21 protein-coding genes are annotated in these 23,858 nt (G+C 56.1%); 11 read left to right on the top strand and 10 right to left on the bottom strand.

Going from position 1 to position 23,858, the window contains the following annotated elements; all coding sequences use genetic code 11:
* Positions 1–10: 10 nt before the first annotated feature.
* The 5 genes from AC4ICF_RS04065 to hrpB all read right to left on the bottom strand — a co-directional run bounded on the left by AC4ICF_RS04065 (position 11) and on the right by hrpB (position 9,280).
* A complete protein-coding gene (locus AC4ICF_RS04065; protein ID WP_316380920.1) occupies positions 11–2,488 on the bottom strand; it encodes a fimbria/pilus outer membrane usher protein in 2,478 nt (825 codons plus the stop codon).
* Positions 2,489–2,507: 19 nt separating this feature from the next.
* A complete protein-coding gene (locus tag AC4ICF_RS04060; protein ID WP_316380934.1) occupies positions 2,508–3,221 on the bottom strand; it encodes a fimbrial biogenesis chaperone in 714 nt (237 codons plus the stop codon).
* Positions 3,222–3,264: 43 nt separating this feature from the next.
* Positions 3,265–3,873: a fimbrial protein gene (locus tag AC4ICF_RS04055; protein WP_316380922.1), complete on the bottom strand. Its 609-nt coding sequence runs from the start codon at positions 3,871–3,873 to the stop codon at positions 3,265–3,267.
* 296 nt (positions 3,874–4,169) lie between these two features.
* A complete protein-coding gene (gene mrcB, locus AC4ICF_RS04050; protein WP_316380923.1) occupies positions 4,170–6,695 on the bottom strand; it encodes a bifunctional glycosyl transferase/transpeptidase in 2,526 nt (841 codons plus the stop codon).
* Between the two features lie 155 nt (positions 6,696–6,850).
* The gene (hrpB, locus tag AC4ICF_RS04045) at positions 6,851–9,280 is read right to left on the bottom strand and encodes an ATP-dependent helicase HrpB (RefSeq protein ID WP_316380924.1); all 2,430 of its coding nucleotides are present in this window, start codon (positions 9,278–9,280) and stop codon (positions 6,851–6,853) included.
* 74 nt (positions 9,281–9,354) lie between these two features.
* On the opposite strand from hrpB, the gene thpR reads away from it, so the two are divergent.
* The 9 genes from thpR (at position 9,355) to panD (ending at position 16,290) form a co-directional block, all read left to right on the top strand.
* Complete coding sequence (gene thpR / locus AC4ICF_RS04040) at positions 9,355–9,909, top strand: RNA 2',3'-cyclic phosphodiesterase (protein ID WP_316380926.1); 555 nt, start codon at positions 9,355–9,357, stop codon at positions 9,907–9,909.
* Positions 9,899–10,603, top strand: a complete 705-nt coding sequence (sfsA, locus tag AC4ICF_RS04035) for a DNA/RNA nuclease SfsA (RefSeq protein WP_116342572.1) — start codon at positions 9,899–9,901, stop codon at positions 10,601–10,603. The genes thpR and sfsA overlap by 11 nt, the downstream gene beginning before the upstream one ends.
* A 176-nt stretch (positions 10,604–10,779) precedes the next feature.
* Positions 10,780–11,235 (top strand): RNA polymerase-binding protein DksA, encoded by a 456-nt coding sequence (gene dksA / locus AC4ICF_RS04030; protein ID WP_013095632.1) that lies wholly within the window; start codon positions 10,780–10,782, stop codon positions 11,233–11,235.
* A 59-nt stretch (positions 11,236–11,294) separates the two neighbouring features.
* The gene (gluQRS, locus tag AC4ICF_RS04025; protein WP_116342570.1) at positions 11,295–12,185 is read left to right on the top strand and encodes a tRNA glutamyl-Q(34) synthetase GluQRS; all 891 of its coding nucleotides are present in this window, start codon (positions 11,295–11,297) and stop codon (positions 12,183–12,185) included.
* 42 nt (positions 12,186–12,227) lie between these two features.
* Positions 12,228–13,625: a polynucleotide adenylyltransferase PcnB gene (gene pcnB / locus AC4ICF_RS04020; protein WP_028015552.1), complete on the top strand. Its 1,398-nt coding sequence runs from the start codon at positions 12,228–12,230 to the stop codon at positions 13,623–13,625.
* Positions 13,622–14,101 (top strand): 2-amino-4-hydroxy-6-hydroxymethyldihydropteridine diphosphokinase, encoded by a 480-nt coding sequence (gene folK / locus AC4ICF_RS04015; protein ID WP_316380928.1) that lies wholly within the window; start codon positions 13,622–13,624, stop codon positions 14,099–14,101. Before pcnB ends, folK begins: the two co-directional genes overlap by 4 nt.
* A gap of 121 nt (positions 14,102–14,222) precedes the next feature.
* Positions 14,223–15,014 carry a 3-methyl-2-oxobutanoate hydroxymethyltransferase gene (gene panB, locus AC4ICF_RS04010; RefSeq protein WP_116342566.1) on the top strand — a complete coding sequence of 264 codons (792 nt, stop codon included), beginning with the start codon at positions 14,223–14,225 and terminating at the stop codon, positions 15,012–15,014.
* 11 nt (positions 15,015–15,025) lie between these two features.
* Positions 15,026–15,877 carry a pantoate--beta-alanine ligase gene (gene panC / locus AC4ICF_RS04005; protein WP_116342564.1) on the top strand — a complete coding sequence of 284 codons (852 nt, stop codon included), beginning with the start codon at positions 15,026–15,028 and terminating at the stop codon, positions 15,875–15,877.
* Positions 15,878–15,909: 32 nt separating this feature from the next.
* Positions 15,910–16,290 (top strand): aspartate 1-decarboxylase, encoded by a 381-nt coding sequence (gene panD, locus AC4ICF_RS04000; RefSeq protein WP_006810068.1) that lies wholly within the window; start codon positions 15,910–15,912, stop codon positions 16,288–16,290.
* A gap of 3 nt (positions 16,291–16,293) precedes the next feature.
* On the opposite strand, the gene AC4ICF_RS03995 is transcribed toward panD, so the two are convergent.
* The 4 genes from AC4ICF_RS03995 to AC4ICF_RS03980 all read right to left on the bottom strand — a co-directional run bounded on the left by AC4ICF_RS03995 (position 16,294) and on the right by AC4ICF_RS03980 (position 19,843).
* Positions 16,294–17,541: a polysaccharide deacetylase family protein gene (locus AC4ICF_RS03995; RefSeq protein WP_316380930.1), complete on the bottom strand. Its 1,248-nt coding sequence runs from the start codon at positions 17,539–17,541 to the stop codon at positions 16,294–16,296.
* Positions 17,542–17,604: 63 nt separating this feature from the next.
* A complete protein-coding gene (locus AC4ICF_RS03990) occupies positions 17,605–18,045 on the bottom strand; it encodes a PTS sugar transporter subunit IIA (RefSeq protein WP_116342558.1) in 441 nt (146 codons plus the stop codon).
* 104 nt (positions 18,046–18,149) lie between these two features.
* Entirely contained in the window at positions 18,150–18,920 is a 771-nt protein-coding gene (locus AC4ICF_RS03985; protein WP_023334536.1) for an ABC transporter permease, read from the bottom strand.
* Positions 18,917–19,843 (bottom strand): ABC transporter ATP-binding protein, encoded by a 927-nt coding sequence (locus AC4ICF_RS03980; RefSeq protein WP_163330333.1) that lies wholly within the window; start codon positions 19,841–19,843, stop codon positions 18,917–18,919. The genes AC4ICF_RS03985 and AC4ICF_RS03980 overlap by 4 nt, the downstream gene beginning before the upstream one ends.
* Positions 19,844–19,950: 107 nt before the next feature.
* On the opposite strand from AC4ICF_RS03980, the gene can reads away from it, so the two are divergent.
* Positions 19,951–20,613 (top strand): carbonate dehydratase, encoded by a 663-nt coding sequence (can, locus tag AC4ICF_RS03975; protein WP_014882586.1) that lies wholly within the window; start codon positions 19,951–19,953, stop codon positions 20,611–20,613.
* A gap of 65 nt (positions 20,614–20,678) precedes the next feature.
* On the opposite strand, the gene hpt is transcribed toward can, so the two are convergent.
* Complete coding sequence (gene hpt, locus AC4ICF_RS03970; protein ID WP_014882585.1) at positions 20,679–21,215, bottom strand: hypoxanthine phosphoribosyltransferase; 537 nt, start codon at positions 21,213–21,215, stop codon at positions 20,679–20,681.
* Between the two features lie 208 nt (positions 21,216–21,423).
* On the opposite strand from hpt, the gene AC4ICF_RS03965 reads away from it, so the two are divergent.
* Positions 21,424–23,814 carry a glucose/quinate/shikimate family membrane-bound PQQ-dependent dehydrogenase gene (locus AC4ICF_RS03965; protein WP_316380932.1) on the top strand — a complete coding sequence of 797 codons (2,391 nt, stop codon included), beginning with the start codon at positions 21,424–21,426 and terminating at the stop codon, positions 23,812–23,814.
* Positions 23,815–23,858 lie beyond the last annotated feature (44 nt).

The raw sequence follows: 23,858 nt of genomic DNA, 5'->3' as shown, positions 1-23,858 counted from the left end.
AATACCTCTGTTAATGGCAGTTGACCGTTGCTTTGACGATCCCTGCCGGGCTCTCTGAAGGAATATCCAGCGTCCCCTGACACTGCCGATCGCGCTCTTCCCCCCACTGCACACTAAACATGGTTTTGCCGGACAGCCCCGTCAGGTAAACCTCACCGTCATCACCCACGATGGCAGTGGTGTTATCCAGCGCTACGACGGCACCAAACGGCACGGGTTTGCCCGCATAAAGCAAAGTCACCAGCGCGCGTCGTCCAACGCGGGCATCGAAGGTGGCGTGCAGCGCGGCGCCTTTCGTCGGGACGAGATCCTTCGTCGCCGCGTCGATATCAATATCTTCCCGATCCTGAGTGTTGACCGTAATGACGTTGTGTCGATAGGCGGTCAGGGAGGGAACGATCGCGTTACCAAAACGATCGGTTGAAATGCCGCGTCCGTTTTGCACTTTGACGTTATCGCCATCTTTAATGTGCACAATGGCGAAGGCGTCGCGCACGGGTTGCCCCAGCGTCACGCCATGCTCGTGAGCAACGATTGACCCCTGAGCGCTGTAATTCCACTGTCGATTGTCGCCGCCGTAGCTGTACCCCATCCCCACTTCACCGGAAGCGCCGCGGTAACGCCCGGACAGGCTGCCACCGTAGCCCGTATCCTGGCTGGCGTAGGTCTGCTGGAGGTTATAGCTCAGCTTATTGTCCTCAAGAGCAGTACCGCCGAGCCCGACCTGATGCGAAACAAACCCACCGCTGGCGGTGTTAGCGCTGTAGGTTACCCAGGCATCAGGCAGCCATTTCGATAAGGGAATATTGACCGTCAACGCCATTTGCCGGTCGGTATCGGCATCTGGCGTGCGGGTCAGGTTGTAGCTTATCGACCAGGTGATATTGCGCCAGCTGGAGCTCAGCCCCGCGCTGACGCTACGTTCGTGGCCGTCCATGTCCCAGTAATCCTGCTGATAGCCGTTGAGATAGGCCGAGCCCCAGTCTGAAATACGCTGGGAAAGGTTGAGCTGCATGCGGCTACGGCGGTTGTTGGTTCTGCGGTAGGTATAAATGCCGTCATCGATCTCGCTGTCACGCTGATCGAGAGCTTCCTGAAAGGTATAAAAACCCGAGGTGGAGTAGCGATAGCTGGCAAGCGTCACGGTCGTATCCGTGTCAGGAATATCTTTCGAATACTGAGCCCGCCAGGATAAACCGCTGGCATCGTCACGTCCGTCATCAAACGCGGTACGCGCGGCGGTGAGATCGACAGATGCCGAGCCGAAGTGTCCCAGGTCGGCGCCGAGCCCCAACAGCAAAGCATGATACAGGGACGCCCCCATCGCGCCGGTATACGCCGTAACGCCGTAAGGCAGACCATAGATGGCCGTGCCTTGCGCAAAGATCGGTTCATCTTCACCTTCATTACCGCGATAGCGCCCAGCTGCCAGTGAATACTTAAAACCACCTTCCCGCTGCAACACCGGCACCGAGGCGCTGGCCTGGATGAAGCTATGCTCGCTGCCGTCCGCCTCTTCGACAGTCACTTCCAGATCGGCGCCGGATGTTACCTGGCTTAAATCGCGGATCTCAAACGGCCCCGGCGAGACGTTCGTTTGATAAATGATGTAGCCGTTTTGCTTAATAGTGACTTTCGCATCGCTATTGGCAATACCGCGCACGACAGGCGCAAAGCCCTGCTGGCTGACGGGCAGCATAGAGGAGTCCGTTTCCAGCTTCACGCCGGTCATCTGGACGCTGTCAAAAAGCTCGCCGTTGGTATACGTCTGGCCAATCTCAAGCTGGCTTTTTAGCGTTTTGATGTCGCGTTGTAACGTGCTGGCAATGGCCTCCCAGCCGGAAGCGTCGCTCCAGGTGCTGTTATTACGCAGCCGCCACGCTCCAAGGTTAATCCCCGACTCCAGGCCAAGCCAGGTCGAAGAAGTTTTGCCCGTGCTGTAGTGCTGCTGAGAACCGCTGAGTTGATAGCTTGTCCAGGCGGCAGGCGCGCCGTCATCCCAGAATTTTGGACGTATCGCGCCAGCGGCAGCGTGGTCGCGATACACCTGCGGGATGACCAGCTTCAGGGTCTGGTCATCCTGATTGTATTCGTAACGGGCATTTTCAATAAAATGGGAGATATCGCGAACGTAAGCGCCGTCATCCAGATCTTTTAAGTCCGGGATCGCGTCGACTTTCACGCCGTAATCACGCAGGTCCGCTTTCGTTAGCTCCGGCAGCAGGCGCTGTTTATCGTCAGAGAGCACGAAGGCGATGGGACGTTTATCCACAACGTCCCGATCCCACATAACTGTCGTGAGGTAGCTTCCGGCTAGTAACCCGTTATCGTTGATGAAGTTTTGTAGCGTAGAGGTATTTTCGAGCGGCGTATCCAGTTCAAGGATCCGCAGGTTAAATTCGTCATCGGCACTTGCAGGCTGGATCGCGGCGAGCAGCGCCAGCGCGATCCCGGATAGTACCTGTTTGTGGAGCAGAGATGACGACATAAAATACCAACATGATTATTTAAAGAGCCTGTTTGCGTTGCGGGGTCTGTCCACCGAAATCGTTGATTGCCGTCCAGGTCACCGCGCCCTTTGCTGAATTCGGTAACGCGAAACGCTGCTCGCTGAACGGTGCCACCATCATGGAAATGGCTCCAGGCGTGGTTTTGGTCTCTTTCACCGGCACGCTTTTCCCGCCAACGGCAAGCTCGCCAAACGAGACGTAAAACGGTGTCGGGTTGTTTGCGATAAGCGTGTCACCCTGGCGATGGAAAGTGATTTTTTCATAGGCACTCAGCGCATCGGTTTCTTTCAACTGAGCGGGGCGCCAGAACAGTTTGAGGCGCGTTTTCATCGCAAACTGCAGCGTATTTTTCTCTTTCAGCTCAGGTGAAAGTGCCGATACCGATTTAACGTTCGCCAGAAACAGTGATTCCCGGTCTGCGGGCAGGCTTTTTTTATCGCCGGTAAAAATAACGTGCAAAAGGGTTTGACGATTTTCCTGCAATTTGTAAACAGGAGGCGTAATAATGAAAGGCGCTTTTGCATCATTGGGATAACTGACCCAGCTTTGCACCAGATAACGCGTATGAGGATCTTTATTTTTAAGTGCTATTTGAATTTCAGATTTATTCGATGGATAAATAATTCGCGTACCGCCGAGAACAACGCTTGCCTGTACTGAACAGCAGGAAACAATTAAACAACCACATAACAATTTAAATAAAGTCTTCATACAATGTTCCAAAAAGGCAGCCGTTCAGGCTGCCAGTCATTGCTTAGCGGTAGACAACCTCGAATGTTGCAGAGGAGGAGTAATGGCCCGCAGTTGGCGCGGTATCCCCCACCTGAATCACTTTCGCGGTGTAGTTAAAGACAGAAGCCGTTGCCCCGGTCGCGTCGTTATTCACATCGGTACCCGCATCCGGTACTGAACCGTCGAAAATAACATCGCCTTTTGAGCCGTTCTCATTGCTGACGATAATACCTACGTTGGTCGCATTACCTGCGCCTGTCAGATCGTTCTTCAAACGCTTGTACGCGGCGTCTGTCGTCGTGCCGCTGAACTTGAGGTTCAGTTTAGCGACCAGAGGGTCACATTTTTTCACTTCAATCTTAAAGGCTTTTGAGGTACCAACCGTACCATCAGCGCCAAAATCCGAAGGATAGGTATCGGCGAAAGTGACGGTGGAAGCGTTAGTTCCGGATCCATCCACGTTAATTTCGCAGGTATCAGCAACAATTTTTCCGGCAAAGTTCACCGTACCGGAATCGTTCGATGCAAATACAGGCAAAGACAGCGCGGCCATTATGCTTCCGGCTAATAACGAAGAAACAACATACTTATTCATAATAATATCCTTATATTTGATGATAGAGGCATCCATTCTCGCTACAAATATTTCGCGTTAGAATGTTCTCCGACAGTTACGCCACTAACTCTTTAGAAATATCCTTAGAGAAAGTGAATTTCTTGAGGAGATTACATCAGATTTTTCTTCATTATGTCCAGAGCGGACAATGAGGCGAGACATACAGTTAGCCACAACCGCATGTTTTAAATGAAAAATACATGAACTTAAAAATACTTAATTTAAGATTTAATTTTTTTAATAATTTCAAAGTGTAAATCACAAAAAAAAGCCGCTTAAATATAAAGCGGCTTTTTTATTCAGGAAATTAATTAGTTTCCGCCAAACATGTCCTTAATCCAGCCGGCCACGCCATCACTGTCTTTCTTCTCGTTCTGCTGCTGAGCCGGTTGTTGCTGCGGCTGCTGCGGCTGAGAAGATTGATCGAACGGGTTGCCCGTTGGCTGTTCAGGCTGGCTCTGCTGGCACAGCGAGTCCGGGTTGGTCGTCCAGACCGGAAGGGTACGCATCCCGCCGCCGCAGACAAAGTTCCCGGAACCATCCACGCCCATATCGACGATATCTTCCGGCGCAACCAGATTTAGCGGCACAGGTGACTGGTTCGCCAGGTAGCGCTGGTAAATCGACATCGCCCCGCTCGCCCCGTACAGTTTGGTCGGCTGGTTGTTGTCACGGCCTACCCAGGTAATCACCACTTCACGGCCATCAATACCGGCAAACCAGGTATCGACGTTGTTGTTGGTGGTCCCGGTTTTACCCGCCAGATGCAGACCAGGATACTTCGCCCCCAGCTGACGACCGGTACCGCGCTGCACAACCTGCTGCATCGTCCACAACGTCATATAGGCCGCCTGCGCGGGAACGGCACGTTCCGCCTGCGGGAAGCTCTGATACAGCACGGAGCCATCTTCGGCAATCACCGAACGCAGGGCAGAGAGTGGTGCGCGGTTCCCCCCGCTGGCAATGGTCTGGAACGCCTGCGCCACTTCGATCGGCGTCAGGTTAAGCGCCCCCAGAATCATCGCCGGAACAGGGTGCAGCTGATCTTTCGGTACGCCCAGCTTCTGCCAGGTATCGACAATGGCCGGCAGACCCAGCGCCATACCGAGGTTAACCGTTGGTACGTTCATGGAGCGGGTTAACGCATCCACCAGCATCACCTGGCCGCTGAACTGTTTATCATCATTCTGCGGTGACCATACCTGGCCGTTAGGCTGACGCAGGGAGATTGGCGCATCGGCAATCCAGGTGTTCAGGCGATACATATTCGGCTGGCTCAGCGCGGTGAGATAGGTCGCCGGTTTAGCCAGAGAACCAATCGAACGACGCGCCTGCATTGCACGGTTGTAGCCCGCATACTGCGGCTCGGCGCCGCCCACCATCGCACGCACTTCGCCAGTGTTACGGTCAACGACCACCATCGCGGTTTCAAGATCGCTCAGCTTGCGCTGTTTCTTCAGCGCCGGGATCCCTTCAACCGCCGCTTTTTCTGCCGCGTCCTGCGCCACGGAATCAAAGGTCGTGAAGATCTTCACGCCGGAGAGATCTTTGACTTTATCCCCGAGCTTAGACTGCAGCTCCTGACGCACCATCTGCATGAAGGCAGGCTGTGGAGAGATCACCCCACCGCGCGGCTGCACGCCCAGCGGACGTGCACTCAGCATGTCGTACAGCTCCTGGTCAATGACCTGCTGCTGTTGCAGCAGGCGCAGCACCAGGTTACGACGCTCCAGCGCCAGTTTAGGGTTGCGCCACGGGTTGTAAATGGACGCCCCTTTCACCATGCCCACCAGCAGCGCCTGCTGGTCCAGGCTGAGCTCTTCCACCGGGCGGCCAAAGTAGTACAGGCTCGCCAGCGGGAAGCCGCGGATCTCGTTATCGCCGCTCTGTCCGAGGTACACCTCGTTCATGTACAGCTCAAGGATACGATCCTTGCTGTAGCGCGCATCCATCAGCACGGCCATATACGCTTCGTTGGCTTTACGCCAGTAAGAACGCTCGCTGGAGAGGAACAGGTTCTTCACCAGCTGCTGGGTCAGCGTACTCGCCCCCTGCACGGTACGGCCCGCAGTCAGGTTCGCCAGCACCGCACGGCCGATGGAGTAAAGGCTGATACCGTCGTGCTCGTAGAAGTGGCGGTCTTCGGTTGCCAGCAGGGTATCCACCAGCAGGTCCGGGAAACCGTTACGCGCCACGAACAGACGCTGTTCGCCGTTCGCCGATGAAAGCATGGTGATCAGACGCGGATCGAGACGGAAGAAACCGAACTGGCGGTTGTTGTCCATGTTCTCGATGGTTTCCAGCCGATCGCCGTCAAAGGTCAGACGCGCGCGCACCTGCCCTTCTTTGCTGTCCGGGAAGTCGAACGGACGACGGATCATCTCAATGCTCTTCGCCTGCACCGTAAACTCGCCCGGGCGCGTCATCTTCGTGACCTGACGATACTGTGTGGCCTGCAGCAGTTTCACCATCTCGTTCTTGCTGATGGACATATCCGGCTCAAGGTTCACCATGCGACCATACACTGCCGCAGGCAGCTGCCAGACTTTTCCGTCAATACGACTGCGGATCTTCTGATCCAGATAGACGCCGTAAATCGCGATCAGCACCACAAAAACAATAAACAGCTTCAGCAGCAGCCAGAACCAGCCGCGCTTGCCCCGAGGCTTACGCCCTTTGCCTTTCCCTTTACGCGGCATGGGTTCTTCATCCTCATAATCGTCTTCATAGTCATCGTCATAGTCCTCATCTCTGAGGCGACGACGGCTTACCTTTTCTTTCGCCGGACGCACGGGTTTTCCCTTACGTCCTATTGGCTCGCGGTCATTCCCCGCCATGCTTTTTCTCCGCAACTTTCAGGCGCAAAGGCCAGATTTTCTTTTCTTCCACAGGCCTGTGAAAGAAGAAATCTCTCAAAATTGGTTTTCTCCCTCTCCCTGTGGGAGAGGGCCGGGGTGAGGGCATCAGGCCGCACTCCCCTCTTTCACCTAACTCATGAATACTTCTTCGTGCGCCGCGTCGGCGCCGTATTCGCCGGATCGTCCGGCCAGACGTGTTTGGGATAGCGCCCTTTCATCTCTTTCTGCACTTCACGGTAGCTTCCCGCCCAGAACGCCCCCAAATCGCGGGTGATCTGCAACGGACGATGCGCAGGCGAGAGCAGCTCAAGTACCAACGGCACACGCCCTTCAGCAATAGACGGCGTGGTGGCTTCACCAAACATCTCCTGCATCCGAACCGCCAGCGCCGGAGGATTATCCTCATGATAACGAATGGCAATCCGGCTCCCGGTGGGCACAGTGTAATGCCCTGGAAGCTCACTATCCAGACGTTGACGTAATGACCAGTCCAGTAAATTCTGTAACGCGGTCTTAACATCAAGCGCCTTAAGGGCGCGCAGAGAGTGCACGCCGCTCATTTGCGGCAATAACCAGTGCTCAAGCGTGGCCAGCAGCGTCTCATCATCCACCGCTGGCCAGCCGTATTCCGGTAGCCACTTCGCGGCGCAGTGCAGACGAATACGGTACTGTTCGGCCTCCGGCGTCCAGTTCAGCACGCCCAGCCCTTTTTCCCGGATGCCGTTCAGCATTGCCTGGTGTAACTCTTCTTCCGACGGCTTCGCCAGCGGTTTCGTCCCGAGGATCAGTTTGCCAATCTGGCTACGCCGAAACGCCTTCAGCGTCCCCTGGGCGTCATCCCATTCCACGATGTCTGATTGCTGGAGCAGCTGCGGGCAGGTGCACGTCAGGGCGTCTACGTCCACGGCAATCGCCTGCAGGATACGCGCATCCGGAGACTGGCTGCCCTGAAGCAACAGCGGGGCGATCAGCCACTCGTGACGCGTCAGGGCATCATCGCTGTCCAGCATCGCCCCCATACCGTTTGCCAGCTGATAGCGACCGTCAAGCCCGCGGCGGCGCGCAATCCTGTCCGGGAAGGCCAGCGCCAGCAGGGAGGCAATCTTATCGCTGTCAGGTGAACCGCCCCGGCTATTCAGACGTTTGCACAGCTGCTGCGCCCGCTGCTGCCAGTTTCCCTGACTGCGCGAAAACGCCTGCCCCAGATCGCTGCTGCCTCCGCGCGGCGGCTCCTCAAGAATAGCCGCCAGTTTCGCCGCCGTGGCAATTTCATCTTCTCCCTGCGCGGCCACCAGCATCGCCGCCAGACGCGGATCGTTGCCCAGCGCCGCCATTTTCTGACCGCGCGCCGTCAGACGTTCACCTTCCAGCGCGCCAAGCTGGGTCAGCAGGCTGCGCGCGGCGGCGAGGTTCACGACGGGCGGCGGATTGAGCCAGGTGAGCTGTTCAGGGTCCGGGCAGCCCCACTGCAGAAGATCCATCACCAGCCCAGAGAGATCGCTTTGTAAAATCTCCGGTGTGCTTTGCTGTGCCGCGCGTTCAGCCTGCTCCGCGCTGGTCAAGTGCAGGCAAATCCCCGGCTCAAGACGCCCCGCACGGCCCGCGCGCTGCACCATTGACGCCTGGCTGATGCGCTGCGTCAGCAGTTTCGTCAGCCCGGTGCGTGGATCAAAGCTCGCCACCCTCTCCTGCGCGCTATCCACCACCAGACGAATGCCTTCGATGGTCAAACTGGTTTCGGCAATGTTGGTTGCCAGCACCACTTTACGCTGCCCCGCCGGGGCGGGAAGGATGGCTTTACGCTGCTCGGTCAACGACAAGGCACCATAGAGCGGGCAAAGCATAACGTCAGTGCCCACCCTGGAGGCCAGCCGCTCCTGCACGCGCTGAATCTCCCCCACGCCGGGCAAAAACAGCAGCAGCGAACCGGGCTCCTGGCGAAGCAGGTCAGCAGTGGCAACAGCCACCGCTTCGTCAAAGCGCTGATGGACAGGAAGCGGCAGATAGCGGCGCTCAACAGGGAACGCTCGACCTTCGGAGGCGACAACCGGCGCATCGGGCAGCGTCTGCTGCAGCCGCTCGTTGTCCAGCGTCGCCGACATAATCAGCAGCCGGAGATCGTCGCGCAGTCCCTGTTGTACATCCAGCAACAGCGCCAGGGCGAGATCCGCCTGCAGGCTGCGCTCGTGGAATTCATCCAGAATCACCAGCCCGACGCCGGTCAGCTCCGGATCGTTTTGCAGCATGCGGGTGAGAATACCCTCGGTGACCACCTCAAGACGCGTGGACGGGCCGACGCAGGTTTCGGCACGCATCCGATAGCCCACCGTTTCACCCGGTTTTTCATTCAGCAGTTCCGCCAGCCGCTGCGCCACGTTGCGCGCGGCCAGCCTGCGCGGCTCGAGCAGGATGATTTTTCCGGCAATCTTCCCCTCTTTGAGGATCTGCAACGGCAGCCAGGTAGATTTACCCGCCCCCGTAGGCGCGTTAAGCAAAACCTGCGGGGCATGTTGTAAGGCAGCGAGAAGCTCAGGAAGGACGACGGCGACCGGCAATGAGGACACTAACAGCTCCAGAGGGTTAACATTAGTCGGCGTACATTGTAGCATCGGCGCATATCATTACCGAGTCCCCCCGAATGTCTGAGTCGAAACGGCTGTTTTTTGCCATTGAATTGCCCACCACCGTACAGCGGCACATCGTTCGCTGGCGCGCGGAACATTTTCCGCCGGAAGCGGGCCGACCCGTTGCGGCAGCCAACCTGCACCTGACGCTGGCGTTTCTGGGTGACGTGAGCGCCGAAAAACAGCGGGCGTTGGCCGCCATGGCCGGGCGCATTGCCCAGCCGGCGTTTACGCTGCACCTCGACGACGCGGGCCAGTGGCTGCGTTCGCGCGTGGTCTGGCTGGGTACTCGCCAGCCGCCGCGCGGGTTGTTACAGCTTGCCAATATGCTGCGCGCGCAGGCGGCGCGAAGCGGCTGTTATCAAAGCCCGCAGCCGTTTCACCCGCACATCACGTTATTGCGCGATGCCGGTCAGGCCGTTGCCATCCCGCCCCCGGGCTTTCATTGGGCTTTTCCGGTCAATGAATTCGCGCTTTATGAATCCGTCTTTGCACAGGGACGCACCCGCTATACGCCGCTACAGCGCTGGACGCTGGGCGACACCACAAGGAATTCTGATGAAGTTTAGTCCTGCACTCCAGTCTGCCACGCTGATCCAACGCTACAAACGCTTCCTCGCGGACGTGGTGACGCCGGAAGGCGAAGCGCTCACCCTGCACTGCCCCAACACCGGCGCCATGACCGGTTGTGCCGCCCCGGGTGACACGGTCTGGTATTCCACGTCAGAAAATACTAAACGCAAATATGCCCATACCTGGGAAATAACCGAGACGCAAAACGGGGCGTTTATTTGCGTTAACACCCTGCGCGCAAATCAGCTCGTTAAGGAAGCGCTGACTAATGGCGCCATTCCCGAACTTGTGGGTTACGGTACGCATAAAAGTGAAGTGAAATATGGCGATGAAGGCAGCAGAATTGACTTCATGTTACAGGCGGAAGACCGGCCTGAGTGCTATATTGAAGTAAAATCAGTGACGTTAGCGGAACAGGAAAATGGCTTCTTTCCGGATGCGGTAACGCTACGCGGGCAGAAGCATCTGCGAGAGCTAATGAGTGTTGCGGCGGCGGGCAAACGCGCCGTATTGCTGTTTGCGGTGTTGCATTCAGCCATTGAACGGTTTTCCCCTGCCCGCCATATCGATCCTAAATACGCACAACTGTTGAATGAGGCACAAAAGCAGGGGGTAGAGGTTTTAGCTTATAAAGCGGAACTTTCTGCCGATAATATGACTCTGAGATCGTCTCTTCCCATTGTCTTATAAGGGATTAGACGATTGATGAATAAGTGTTCTGGCCGCGTGCGCAAATACGCTTTTCCTCACAGGCTTGTCAAGTGTTACGTTTAGATAATTGCCATACGGAAAAGCATCTGCTATTTATAGCGACCTGATTTTTCCCCCAACACGGGGATCGATAGTGCGTGTTAAGGAGAAGCAACATGCAAGAAGGGCAAAACCGTAAAACATCGTCCCTGAGTATTCTCGCCATCGCTGGGGTGGAGCCGTATCAAGAGAAGCCGGGCGAAGAGTATATGAACGAAGCCCAGCTGTCGCACTTCAAGCGTATTCTTGAAGCATGGCGTAATCAACTCAGGGATGAAGTGGATCGCACCGTTTCGCATATGCAGGATGAAGCGGCTAACTTCCCTGATCCGGTAGACCGTGCCGCTCAGGAAGAAGAGTTCAGCCTCGAACTGCGTAACCGTGACCGCGAACGCAAGCTGATCAAAAAGATCGAGAAAACGCTGAAAAAAGTCGAAGACGAAGATTTTGGCTACTGCGAATCCTGCGGTGTTGAAATCGGTATTCGTCGCCTGGAAGCGCGTCCAACCGCCGATCTGTGCATCGACTGTAAAACGCTGGCCGAAATCCGCGAAAAACAGATGGCCGGCTAACGCCAGCGCTGTTTACACACTCCAAAGGCGGGAGTCTCTCCCGCCTTGTTACTGTTGATATGTCTGAATCACACTATATTGGGCGCTTCGCGCCATCTCCTTCCGGTGAATTACACTTCGGCTCATTAATTGCCGCGCTCGGCAGCTACCTGCAGGCTCGCGCCCGCCAGGGCAAATGGCTCGTACGCATTGAAGATATTGACCCTCCGCGTGAAGTTCCCGGTGCTGCAGACACCATTCTGCGTCAGCTGGAACATTACGGTCTTCACTGGGACGGCGACGTCCTCTGGCAGTCAAACCGTCATGAAGCCTACCGGGAACGTCTGGCCTGGCTTAGCGCTCAGGGGCTTTCCTATAACTGCACATGTACCCGCGCGCGTATCCAGAGCGTGGGAGGGGTTTATGACGGCCACTGCCGCACGCTGAATCTTCCCCCGGAAAATGCCGCCGTACGGATAAAGCAGCGCTTCCCGGTGACGTGCTTTAACGATTTACTCTCCGGCGAAATCCATGCTGATGAGCGCCTCGCGCGCGAGGATTTTATTATTCACCGCCGCGACGGCCTTTTCGCCTATAACCTGGCCGTGGTCGTCGACGATCGTTTCCAGGGCGTCACGGAAATTGTGCGCGGAGCGGATCTGGTCGAACCGACGGTGCGACAAATATCGTTGTATCATCAGTTTGGCTGGACAGCGCCGGATTACATTCATCTGCCGCTGGCGGTCAATGCGCAGGGCGTTAAGCTGTCCAAGCAAAACCACGCTCCGGCCCTGCCAGACGGCGATCCGCGTCCTGTTTTGATCGACGCGCTGCGATTTCTCAACCAGAATGTAACCAACGAATGGCAGGATCTGTGCATTGACGAACTGCTGAAAATAGCCATTGCCAACTGGACGCTCACGGCGGTGCCAAAAATCCAGCATTCTCAAATGCGTTGCGCTGAGCTATGATTAGCCGCTTTTTTCATAACAAAACACACTACGAGGTGTACCATTTTTACCCGAGTCGCTAATTTTTGCCGTAAAGTGCTAAGCCGCGAAGAGAGCATGGCGAACGACGCTATTGCACAGCCACACATGTCGGTTATTCCGCGTGAGCAGCACAATATTTCCCGCAAAGATATCAGTGAAAATGCCCTCAAGGTACTCTATCGTCTGAATAAAGCGGGCTACGAGGCCTATCTCGTTGGCGGTGGGGTGCGTGATTTACTGCTGGGCAAAAAACCGAAAGATTTCGACGTGACGACCAGCGCCACGCCTGAGCAGGTGCGCAAATTATTCCGTAACTGTCGTCTCGTTGGCCGCCGTTTCCGTCTCGCTCACGTGATGTTTGGGCCAGAAATTATCGAAGTGGCGACCTTCCGCGGCCACCACGAAGCGGGCGCATCCGATCGCACCACGTCACAGCGCGGCCAGAACGGCATGCTGCTGCGCGACAATATCTTCGGTTCTATCGAAGAAGATGCCCAGCGCCGCGACTTCACTATCAACAGCCTTTATTACAGCGTGGCGGATTTCACCGTACGCGATTACGTCGGCGGCATGCAGGACCTGAAAGAGGGTCTGATCCGTCTGATCGGCACGCCGGAAACACGCTATCGCGAAGATCCGGTGCGCATGCTGCGCGCCGTGCGTTTTGCCGCCAAGCTGAACATGCGCATCAGCCCGGAAACCGCAGAGCCGATCCCGCGTCTGGCAACGCTGATTAACGACGTACCACCTGCCCGCCTGTTTGAAGAGGCGCTAAAGCTGCTGCAGGCTGGCTACGGGTTTGAAACCTACAATCTGCTGCGCGAATACAACCTGTTCCAGCCGCTGTTCCCGACCATTACCCGCTACTTCACCGAAAACGGTGACAGCCCAATGGAGCGCATGATTGCGCAGGTGCTGAAAAATACCGACACCCGCATCCATAATGATATGCGCGTGAACCCGGCGTTCCTGTTTGCGGCGATGTTCTGGTATCCCCTGCTGGAAACGGCTCAAAGAATCACCCAGGAGAGCGGCCTCGCCTATTACGATGCCTTCGCGCTCGCCGCGAACGACGTGCTGGACGAAGGGTGCCGCACGCTGGCAATCCCGAAACGTATTACCACGCTGGTGCGCGATATCTGGCAGCTACAGCTGCGCATGTCCCGCCGTCAGGGCAAGCGCGCCTGGAAGCTGATGGAGCATCCAAAATTCCGCGCAGCCTTCGATCTGCTGTCGCTGCGTGCGGAAACTGAACGTAATCAGGAGCTGCAGCGCCTGGCGCAGTGGTGGGCTGAGTTCCAGGTTTCCGCCCCGCCGGAGCAGAAAGATATGCTGACCGGGCTGGATGAAGAGCCTGCACCGCGTCGCCGTCATCGTCGTCCGCGCAAACGCGCGCCGCGTCGTGAAGGGACAGCATGACCCTCGCGTATATCGCCATCGGCAGTAATTTAGCCTCTCCGCTGGAGCAGGTTAACGCTGCCGTACAGGCCCTGGGCGAGATCCCGCAAAGCCGTATCGTGGCGGTCTCCTCGTTTTACCGCACCCCGCCGCTCGGCCCGCAGGATCAGCCTGATTATCTGAACGCCGCCGTGGTGCTGGAAACGGCCCTCGATGCCGAAACGCTGCTGGACAATACCCAGCGCATCGAGCTACAGCAGGGGCGCGTGCGTAAAGCCGAACGCTGGGGGCCGCGCACGCTCGACCTCGATATTATGCTGTACGGCCATGAAGTGATTAATACCGAGCGCCTCACCGTACCGCATTACGACATGAAAAACCGTGGCTTTATGCTCTGGCCGCTCTTTGAAGTGGCACCCGATCTCACCTTCCCGGACGGTACCGCATTAAAGACCGTTCTGAGCAACCTCAACGCGGAAAGACCCGCTCGCTGGTGATCCTCTCCCCCACCGATTGACCGCAAAATAATTGTGGTTAATCGGTTACCTAAAATCATTGTTCCCTCGAATGTTACTGTTAGAATGCGCAAAGATTCGCTTTGGGCTATCAGGAAACAGTATGAAACCAACCACCATCTCCTTACTGCAGAAATGCAAACAGGAAAAAAAACGCTTCGCCACCATCACCGCGTATGACTACAGCTTCGCCAAACTGTTTGCCGAAGAGGGTATCAACGTCATGCTGGTCGGAGATTCGTTAGGGATGACGGTACAAGGACATGATTCCACCCTGCCGGTCACGGTTGAGGATATCGCTTACCATACCCGCGCCGTGCGCCGTGGAGCCCCTGCCTGCCTGCTGCTTTCCGACCTGCCGTTTATGGCCTACGCCACGCCAGAGCAGGCATTTGAAAACGCGGCGGCGGTAATGCGCGCGGGCGCTAACATGGTCAAAATTGAAGGCGGCGCCTGGCTGGTGGATACGGTGAAAATGCTCACCGAACGCGCGGTACCGGTGTGCGGTCATTTGGGCCTGACGCCGCAGTCCGTCAACATCTTTGGCGGGTATAAAGTGCAGGGCCGCGGCGACGCAGCCCAGACGCTGTTTGATGATGCCCTGGCGCTGGAAGCCGCCGGCGCGCAGCTGCTGGTGCTGGAGTGCGTGCCGGTTGAGCTGGCGAAACGCATCACCGACGCGCTAACCATTCCGGTGATTGGTATTGGCGCAGGCAACGTGACCGATGGTCAGATTCTGGTGATGCACGACGCCTTTGGCATTACCGGCGGGCATATTCCGAAGTTTGCCAAAAATTTCCTTACCGAAGCGGGCGACATGCGCGCTGCGGTCAGGCAGTATATTGCCGACGTTGAATCCGGTGTTTACCCGGGTGAAGAACACAGTTTCCATTAAGGAGTCTCGTTGTGCTAATCATTGAAACCCTGCCGCTGCTTCGCCAGCATATTCGTCGCGCGCGTCAGGAAGGTAAACGTATCGCACTGGTCCCAACCATGGGCAACCTGCATGACGGCCACATGAAGCTGGTGGACGAAGCAAAAGCCCGTGCAGATATCGTGGTGGTCAGTATCTTCGTTAACCCAATGCAGTTTGACCGCGCCGATGACCTGGCACGCTATCCGCGCACCCTGCAGGAAGATTGCGAGAAGCTTAAAAAGCGCCACGCAGACATCGTCTTCTCACCGGCCCCGGCAGATATCTACCCGCAGGGTACCGACGAGGCGACGTACGTTGATGTCCCCGGCATTTCCACCATGCTGGAAGGCGCCAGCCGCCCTGGACACTTCCGCGGCGTCTCCACCATCGTCAGCAAGCTGTTCAACCTGGTGCAGCCGGACGTTGCCTGCTTCGGTGAGAAAGATTTCCAGCAGCTGGCGCTGATCCGCAAGATGGTCGCCGATATGGGATACGATATTGAGATTGTCGGGGTGCCGATTGTGCGTGCGAAAGACGGTCTGGCGCTCAGCTCGCGCAACGGCTACCTGACCGCTGACCAGCGTAAGATCGCACCGGGCTTGAGCAAAGTCATGAATACCATGGCGGAACAGCTGCTGGCGAAAGAGCTGGACGCAGAAGAGATCGTCGCCCTTGCAGAGCAGGCGCTGAACGACAAAGGCTTCCGCGCTGATGATATTCAAATCCGCGATGCTGATACCCTGCTTGAACTGACGCAGACCAGCAAACGCGCGGTAATTCTGGTGGCGGCATGGCTCGGCCAGGCACGCCTTATCGACAATAAAGTGGTTGAGCTGGCGTAGTTCTTCACCCTGGATAATTAAAGGTAAACGTAATGATTCGCAAAATGCTGCAAGGTAAGCTTCACCGTGTGAAAGTCACCCAGGCCGACCTGCACTATGAAGGCTCCTGCGCCATTGACCAGGATTTCCTCGACGCGGCGGGTATTCTTGAAAACGAAGCGATTGATATCTGGAACGTGAACAACGGCAAACGCTTCTCCACCTACGCCATTGCCGCCGAGCGCGGCTCCAAAATCATCTCCGTTAACGGCGCGGCAGCGCACTGCGCGGACGTGGGCGATATCGTGATCATCGCCAGCTTCGTGATGATGTCTGACGAAGAAGCGCGTCGCTGGCAGCCAAAAGTGGCCTATTTTGAAGGCGACAACGACATGAAGCGTACCGCGAAGGCGATTCCTGTTCAGGTTGCCTGATCGTTACCCCTGCGGCTGATTGCTGATCAGCCGCGACATGGTCTCCAGAGAATCCGTTCTTAATATATACAAACGCTTCAGTAAGAACGGATTATCCCCCGGCTTCACCTTCCCTTTCACTGTGGTCACCGCAAGATGAAAACCGGCGTCGTTCGCCGCCTTGATCGCTTTATTGTCGTAGCCACCAAACGGATAGGAAAGGTACAGCACGCGCGGATTAAACTGCGACAGCGCGCGACGAGAACGTTCAAAATCAAACAGGATCACGTGATAGCTGCGGCTCAGCAAGATCGGGTGTTTATACCCGTCGACGCGATGCAGGAAGTGAGTATGAGACTGAATATCGAACACGTCCTGAATGCCCTTAATTTCCTGAACGCTCATAAACTGCAGCGATTTCGGGTCCCACTTCTGCGGATGGCCTTTAATTCGTGAGGAAATGATAAACGCCGTCGCGTTGAAGCCATATTGTTTCAGAACCGGATACGCGTAGCGGCTCACCGACTTCAGGCCGTCGTCAAAGGTAATCACCACCGCCTTTGCTGGCAGGTTCATCCTGTTACGCACGTAGCCTTCCAGCTGATACATCGTCAGTGTGGTGTACCCCTGGTCGCGAAGCCAGGTCATCTGGTTGCTGAACGCGCGTACGCTGGTGGTCGTGGAAGTATGACGAAAACGGGTGTTCTCCTCATCGCGCAGAATATGGTGGTAGGTCAGAACCGGAATGCCGTTATCTTCCTGCGCATCCAGGCTGCTGATCCACGCCAGACGATTGCCAATGCGGATCTGAAACCAGGTCTGATTCAGACGGTCTTTAAGTTTGTTCAGAATGGGATAACGCAGGTTGGCGCTAAGGGTGCCAAAAGGCGCACTTCCGCTGCTGGGCGCGTTATAGACGGGCGTATCTTTCCAGGTGATGAGGTTCTGGTTACTGAGCGGCTTGTTCAGATCGCCCAGGCTGTCCTCAACGCGCTGTTTGCCCTGCACTTTCTCAAGGTGATCTTTATCGATAAACCCCGTGCCGAATCCGAAGCGAAATTCATAATAATCCGCCGCAGCGGGAAAGACCGCGAGGATCTGCCCGGCGCGAATATTGCCTACGTTAACCACCTCATTCCCCACCTGGGCCCAGATGGCCGCATCCTCAGTGGTTTGCATATATTGAGCAGGAAGCCCTTGCTGGCTTATCAGGCTGGCAGACGCCTTGCCGGAAACCAGCAGCAAAAGGAGAAAGATAACGCGCATGAACATAGGATATTAATCGACACAGGAAATCAGTCGCCATTGTAGCAAAAGCGACATCAATACCAATGTTTAATGCTTATACAGATCGTGAAGCAGAACGAAAGGCGGGTTCTTCTGCTGCTGGTGCCACAGGCTGCTCACTTCCGGCAGCCCCTCTGCCACGATGGCGTGACGAAACTCGGCGCTGCTTAATGAGGCACGAAGTGGATACACGGTTTCGAGTAAAGGCAGGCTGATACCGGAGATCACTTCACAGTTATCATGCTTGTGGCTCAGTAACGCCGCGGCCCGGTAAGGCGCGGCCCCGGATTTATCGGTAAGAAAAATGACCCCATCACCGGTGTCCGTTTCATGCAGGGCATCGCACATCATCCGGCTGAGCATGTTGGTGCTCAACCCGCGCCAGTAATTTACCGCCCGGCATTGCGCCAGCGGGCCAAATCTGGCCTCAAGCTTGTCCAGCATTTCCTGCGCCTGTTCATCGTGGCAGGTAATAACCCATCCCAGCATAACTCTCTCCTTAGCAGGCAAGTAGTTTAGCGAAGTGAAGGTTTGCTTACGGTGATAACTGTCAAAGAAAGTGCCCGGCAACCAGAACGTCGCCGGGCAGGAGGCTAACTGCGCAGACCGCGCCCGCGCTGGATCAGATACCAGCACAGCAGGTAGAAGGCGATGATGAACACCACCAGCACCGCCACCGTGGTAAACAGCGGCACATCGGTAATGCCGAGGAAGCCAAAGCGGAAACCGCTGATCATGTAGACAATCGGGTTCAGGTGCGACAGCGCCTGCCAGAACGGTGGCAGCAGCGTCAGGGAGTAGAACACCCCGCCGAGATAGGTCAGCGGCGTCAGCACGAAGGTCGGGATCAGGCTGATGTCGTCAAACGTTTTGGCGAATACTGCGTTCAGCAGACCGGCCAGCGAAAACAGGATCGCCGTCAGGAGCAGCGTGAGCGCCACGAACAGCCACGAGTGCACCTGGAACGGGACGAAGAACAGCGAAATCGCCGTGACCAGGATCCCTACGCACAGCCCGCGCGCCACGCCGCCACCCACGTAACCGGCGATGATGACGTGCGTCGGCACCGGTGCCACCAGCAGTTCTTCAATGTTGCGCTGGAATTTGGCGCTAAAGAACGACGACGCCACATTGGCGTAGGCGTTGGTGATCACCGCCATCATGATCAGACCCGGCACGATAAACTGCATGTAGGTAAAGCCGTGCATTTCACCAATGCGGGAGCCAATCAGGTTACCAAAGATAATGAAATAGAGCGTCATAGTAATGACCGGCGGCACCAGGGTTTGCACCCAGATACGCATAAAGCGGTTAATCTCTTTCGCCCAGATGCTCTTCAGCGCGACCCAGTAAAGATGCGTCATGCCTTGTCTCCTTGTTTATCCTGCACCAGAGAGACAAACAGCTCTTCCAGTCGGTTCGCTTTATTACGCATACTTAATACCTGAATCCCCTGCGCGCTCAGCTGCGAGAACACGCTGTTGATCCCCTGCTCGCGCAGCACTTCCACTTCCAGCGTCGAGGTATCTACCAGGCGATACTGGTACCCTTCAAGCTTCGGTAGCGGGCTTTTTGCCGCCAGATCGAGAATAAAGGTTTCTGATTTCAGCTTGGAGAGCAGATCCTTCATCGAGGTGTTTTCCACCAGCTCGCCGTGCTGAATGATGCCGATGTTGCGGCACAGCATTTCAGCCTCTTCCAGATAGTGGGTGGTCAGAATGATGGTAGTGCCCTTGTCGTTGAGATCTTTCAGGAAGCCCCACATGGAACGACGAAGTTCGATATCGACACCCGCAGTCGGTTCATCGAGGATCAGCAGCTTTGGCTCGTGCATCAGCGCACGGGCAATCATCAGGCGGCGCTTCATCCCGCCGGACAACATCCGCGCACGCTCGTTACGTTTTTCCCAGAGATCGAGCTGCCTGAGGTATTTTTCGCTGCGCTCCAGCGCCTCTTTACGCTCAACGCCGTAATAACCCGCCTGGTTAACGACAATCTGCTGCACCGTCTCAAACGGGTTGAAGTTAAACTCCTGCGGTACCAGCCCCAACTGACGCTTGGCGTTGACCACATCTTTTTGCAGATCGTATCCGAACACGCTGACGCGGCCGGAGGTTTTGTTCACCAGCGAGCTGATGATCCCTATGGTGGTGGATTTCCCCGCCCCGTTCGGCCCCAGAAGCGCGTAAAAATCACCGGCCTCTACTTTTAGATCTATCCCGCGTAGCGCCTGAACGCCACCCGGATAGGTTTTTTTAAGCTGCTCAAGCTCCAGTGCAATTGCCATGAATTTAACTTACCTTCAGTTCTTACACACGTTGTGTGGTTTCATTAAAAGTCGGGTTACCCTATAGTAGCGCAACGCAATTACTTGGTTACAGGTCGCTAACCTCCATGAACGACATAGATACACTCATTAGCAACAATGCACTATGGTCAAAAATGCTGGTGGAGGAAGACCCCGGATTTTTTGGAAAACTGGCGCAAGCCCAAAACCCGCGCTTTCTCTGGATTGGCTGTTCAGACAGCCGCGTACCTGCGGAACGCCTGACCGGCCTTGAGCCCGGCGAACTGTTTGTTCACCGCAACGTCGCCAACCTGGTGATTCATACCGATCTCAACTGTCTTTCCGTGGTTCAGTATGCCGTTGACGTTCTGGAAGTCGAGCACATCATTATTTGCGGCCACTACGGCTGCGGCGGCGTGCAGGCGGCGGTTGAAAATCCGGAACTGGGGTTGATTGATAACTGGCTGCTGCACATCCGCGATATCTGGTTCAAACATAGTTCACTGCTCGGCGAAATGCCGCAAGAGCGACGCATGGACACCCTGTGCGAGCTCAACGTGATGGAGCAGGTATATAACCTTGGGCATTCGACCATCATGCAGTCGGCGTGGAAACGCGGGCAGAAGGTTTCAATCCACGGCTGGGCGTACGGTATTCACGATGGCCTGCTGCGCAATCTGGAAGTCACCGCCACTAACCGCGAAACGCTGGAGCAGCGCTACCGTTCGGGGATTGCCAACCTCAAGCTTAAGCATGTGAACCATAAATAAACAAAACCGGGGGTTTTCACCCTCTCCCCGTGGGAGAGGGCTGGGATGAGGGCATCAGCCCGCTATTACTCGTCCAGCAATACCACTTTCCCGACATACGGCAGATGACGATAACGCTGCGCGTAGTCAATGCCGTAACCGACGACGAATTCGTCCGGAATCGAGAAACCGACAAACTCCACCGGCACCTGCACTTCACGGCGGTCAGGTTTATCCAGCAGAGTACAAATCGCCAGAGATTTTGGCTCACGCAGGCTCAGGATCTCGCGCACTTTTGACAGCGTGTTGCCGGAGTCAATAATGTCTTCAACGATCAACACATCTTTGCCACGAATATCTTCATCCAGATCTTTCAGGATTTTCACATCACGGGTTGTGGACATGCCGCTGCCGTAGCTGGAGGCGGTCATAAAATCGACCTCGTGTGGCACCTGCACTTCACGGCACAGGTCTGCCATGAACATGAAAGAGCCACGCAACAGGCCCACCAGCACCATTTCGCTGCCGCTGTCCTTGTAATGTTCGGTGATTTGACGACCCAGTTCGGCGATACGCGCTTTGATCTCGGCTTCCGGGATCATCACTTCAACAGTATGTTTCATATTACTAACCATATGATTTTAATGAAAATCTCTCAATGCAGGTGAATGTGTTTCCGGCATCGATACGCAAGCCAGCCATTATACCAGCAAATGGATAACCCTGGCGCATGAGTTATAAAAAGCAAATATTGTGATTCCGATCACACTTGTTAATACCTATAATTAGTTGCTAGCAAATTATTAACAAAAACTGACGAGTACACTTTCTATGGCTGAAACAAACTCTAAACAGCCGCGTCTACTGGTGACACTAACAGCGCTATTCGCCGCCTTCTGCGGCCTGTACCTGTTAATCGGTGGCGTCTGGCTGGTCGCGATCGGCGGCTCCTGGTACTACCCGATTGCGGGCCTGGTTATGCTTGGCGTAACCGTCCTGCTCTGGCGTAGAAAACAATCCGCACTGTGGCTCTATACCGCACTGCTCCTCGCCACGATGATCTGGGGCGTCTGGGAAGTCGGCTTCGACTTCTGGGCGCTGACCCCGCGCAGCGACATCCTGGTCTTCTTCGGTATCTGGCTGATCCTGCCGTTTGTCTGGCGTCGCCTGATTGTCCCTTCCAGCGGTGCCGTTGCGGCGCTGGTGGTAGCGCTGTTAATCAGCGGCGGCATCCTGACATGGGCAGGTTTTAACGACCCACAGGAGATCAACGGCACGCTGAACGCGGAATCCACGCCTGCGGCAGCTATCTCTCAGGTGGCGGACGGCGACTGGCCGGCCTATGGTCGTAACCAGGAAGGTCAACGCTACTCCCCGCTGAAGCAGATCAACGCGGACAACGTTAAAAACCTGAAGGAAGCCTGGGTATTCCGTACCGGCGACCTGAAGATGCCAAACGATCCGGGCGAGCTGACCAATGAAGTGACCCCGATTAAAGTGGGCAACATGCTCTACCTGTGTACGGCGCACCAGCGTCTGTTCGCGCTCGACGCGGCCACCGGTAAAGAGAAATGGCACTTCGATCCGCAGCTGAACTCCAACCCGTCCTTCCAGCATGTCACCTGCCGTGGCGTTTCTTACCACGAAGCGCGTGCCGATAATGCCAGCCCGGAAGTGATTGCCGACTGCCCGCGCCGCATTATGCTGCCGGTGAACGATGGCCGTCTGTTCGCCATCAACGCAGAAACGGGCAAGCTGTGTGAAACCTTTGCCAACAAAGGCATCCTGAATCTGCAGACCAACATGCCGGACACCACGCCGGGTCTGTATGAGCCAACCTCGCCGCCAATCATCACCGATAAAACCATCGTGATTGCCGGTTCGGTAACGGATAACTTCTCCACGCGTGAAACCTCCGGCGTTATCCGCGGTTTCGACGTGAACACCGGTAAACTGCTGTGGGCCTTCGACCCGGGCGCGAAAGATCCAAACGCGATCCCGTCGGACGAGCACACCTTTACCTTCAACTCGCCAAACTCCTGGGCGCCAGCCGCGTATGACGCGAAGCTGGACCTGGTCTATCTGCCGATGGGCGTGACCACGCCGGATATCTGGGGCGGTAACCGTACGCCGGAGCAGGAACGTTATGCGAGCGCTATCGTGGCGCTGAACGCGACCACCGGTAAGCTGGCGTGGAGCTACCAGACCGTTCACCACGATCTGTGGGATATGGATATGCCGTCCCAGCCGACGCTGGCCGACATTACCGTAAACGGCAAAACCGTGCCGGTCATTTACGCTCCGGCCAAGACGGGCAACATCTTCGTCCTGGATCGCAGCAACGGTAAGCTGGTTGTGCCGGCACCGGAAAAACCGGTTCCGCAGGGTGCCGCAAAAGGCGACTACGTCAGCAAAACCCAGCCGTTCTCTGACCTGAGCTTCCGTCCGAAGAAAGACCTCAGCGGTGCAGACATGTGGGGTGCCACCATGTTTGACCAACTGGTGTGCCGCGTGATGTTCCATCAGCTGCGCTATGAAGGCATCTTCACGCCGCCGTCTGAGCAGGGCACGCTGGTCTTCCCGGGTAACCTGGGGATGTTCGAGTGGGGCGGTATCTCCGTTGACCCGAACCGTCAGGTGGCGATTGCCAACCCGATGGCGCTGCCGTTCGTTTCTCGTCTGATCCCACGCGGTCCGGGCAATCCGATGGAGCAGCCGAAAGACGCGAAAGGCAGCGGTACCGAATCCGGTATTCAGCCGCAGTATGGCGTGCCGTTTGGCGTGACCCTGAACCCGTTCCTGTCTCCGTTTGGTCTGCCGTGTAAACAGCCGGCCTGGGGTTACATCTCCGGTCTGGATCTGAAAACCAACCAGATTGTCTGGAAAAAACGTATTGGTACGCCACAGGACAGCATGCCGTTCCCGATGCCGGTTCCGGTGCCGTTCAATATGGGTATGCCAATGCTGGGTGGCCCTATCTCCACCGCCGGTAACGTGCTGTTCATCGCGGCAACCGCAGATAACTATCTGCGCGCGTACAACATGACCAACGGTGAAAAACTGTGGCAGGGCCGTCTGCCGGCCGGTGGACAGGCAACGCCGATGACCTATGAAGTGAATGGCAAGCAGTACGTTGTCATCTCTGCGGGTGGTCACGGCTCGTTTGGCACGAAGATGGGCGATTATATTGTCGCGTACGCATTGCCGGACGAAGGCAAATAAAAGCAAAACGGCAACTTCGGTTGCCGTTTTTGTGTTTGTTCCCT

Source organism: Enterobacter sp. ECC_219_Taxon_10, assembly GCF_058354905.1.
This window is presented reverse-complemented; position numbering and strand designations above follow the sequence as displayed.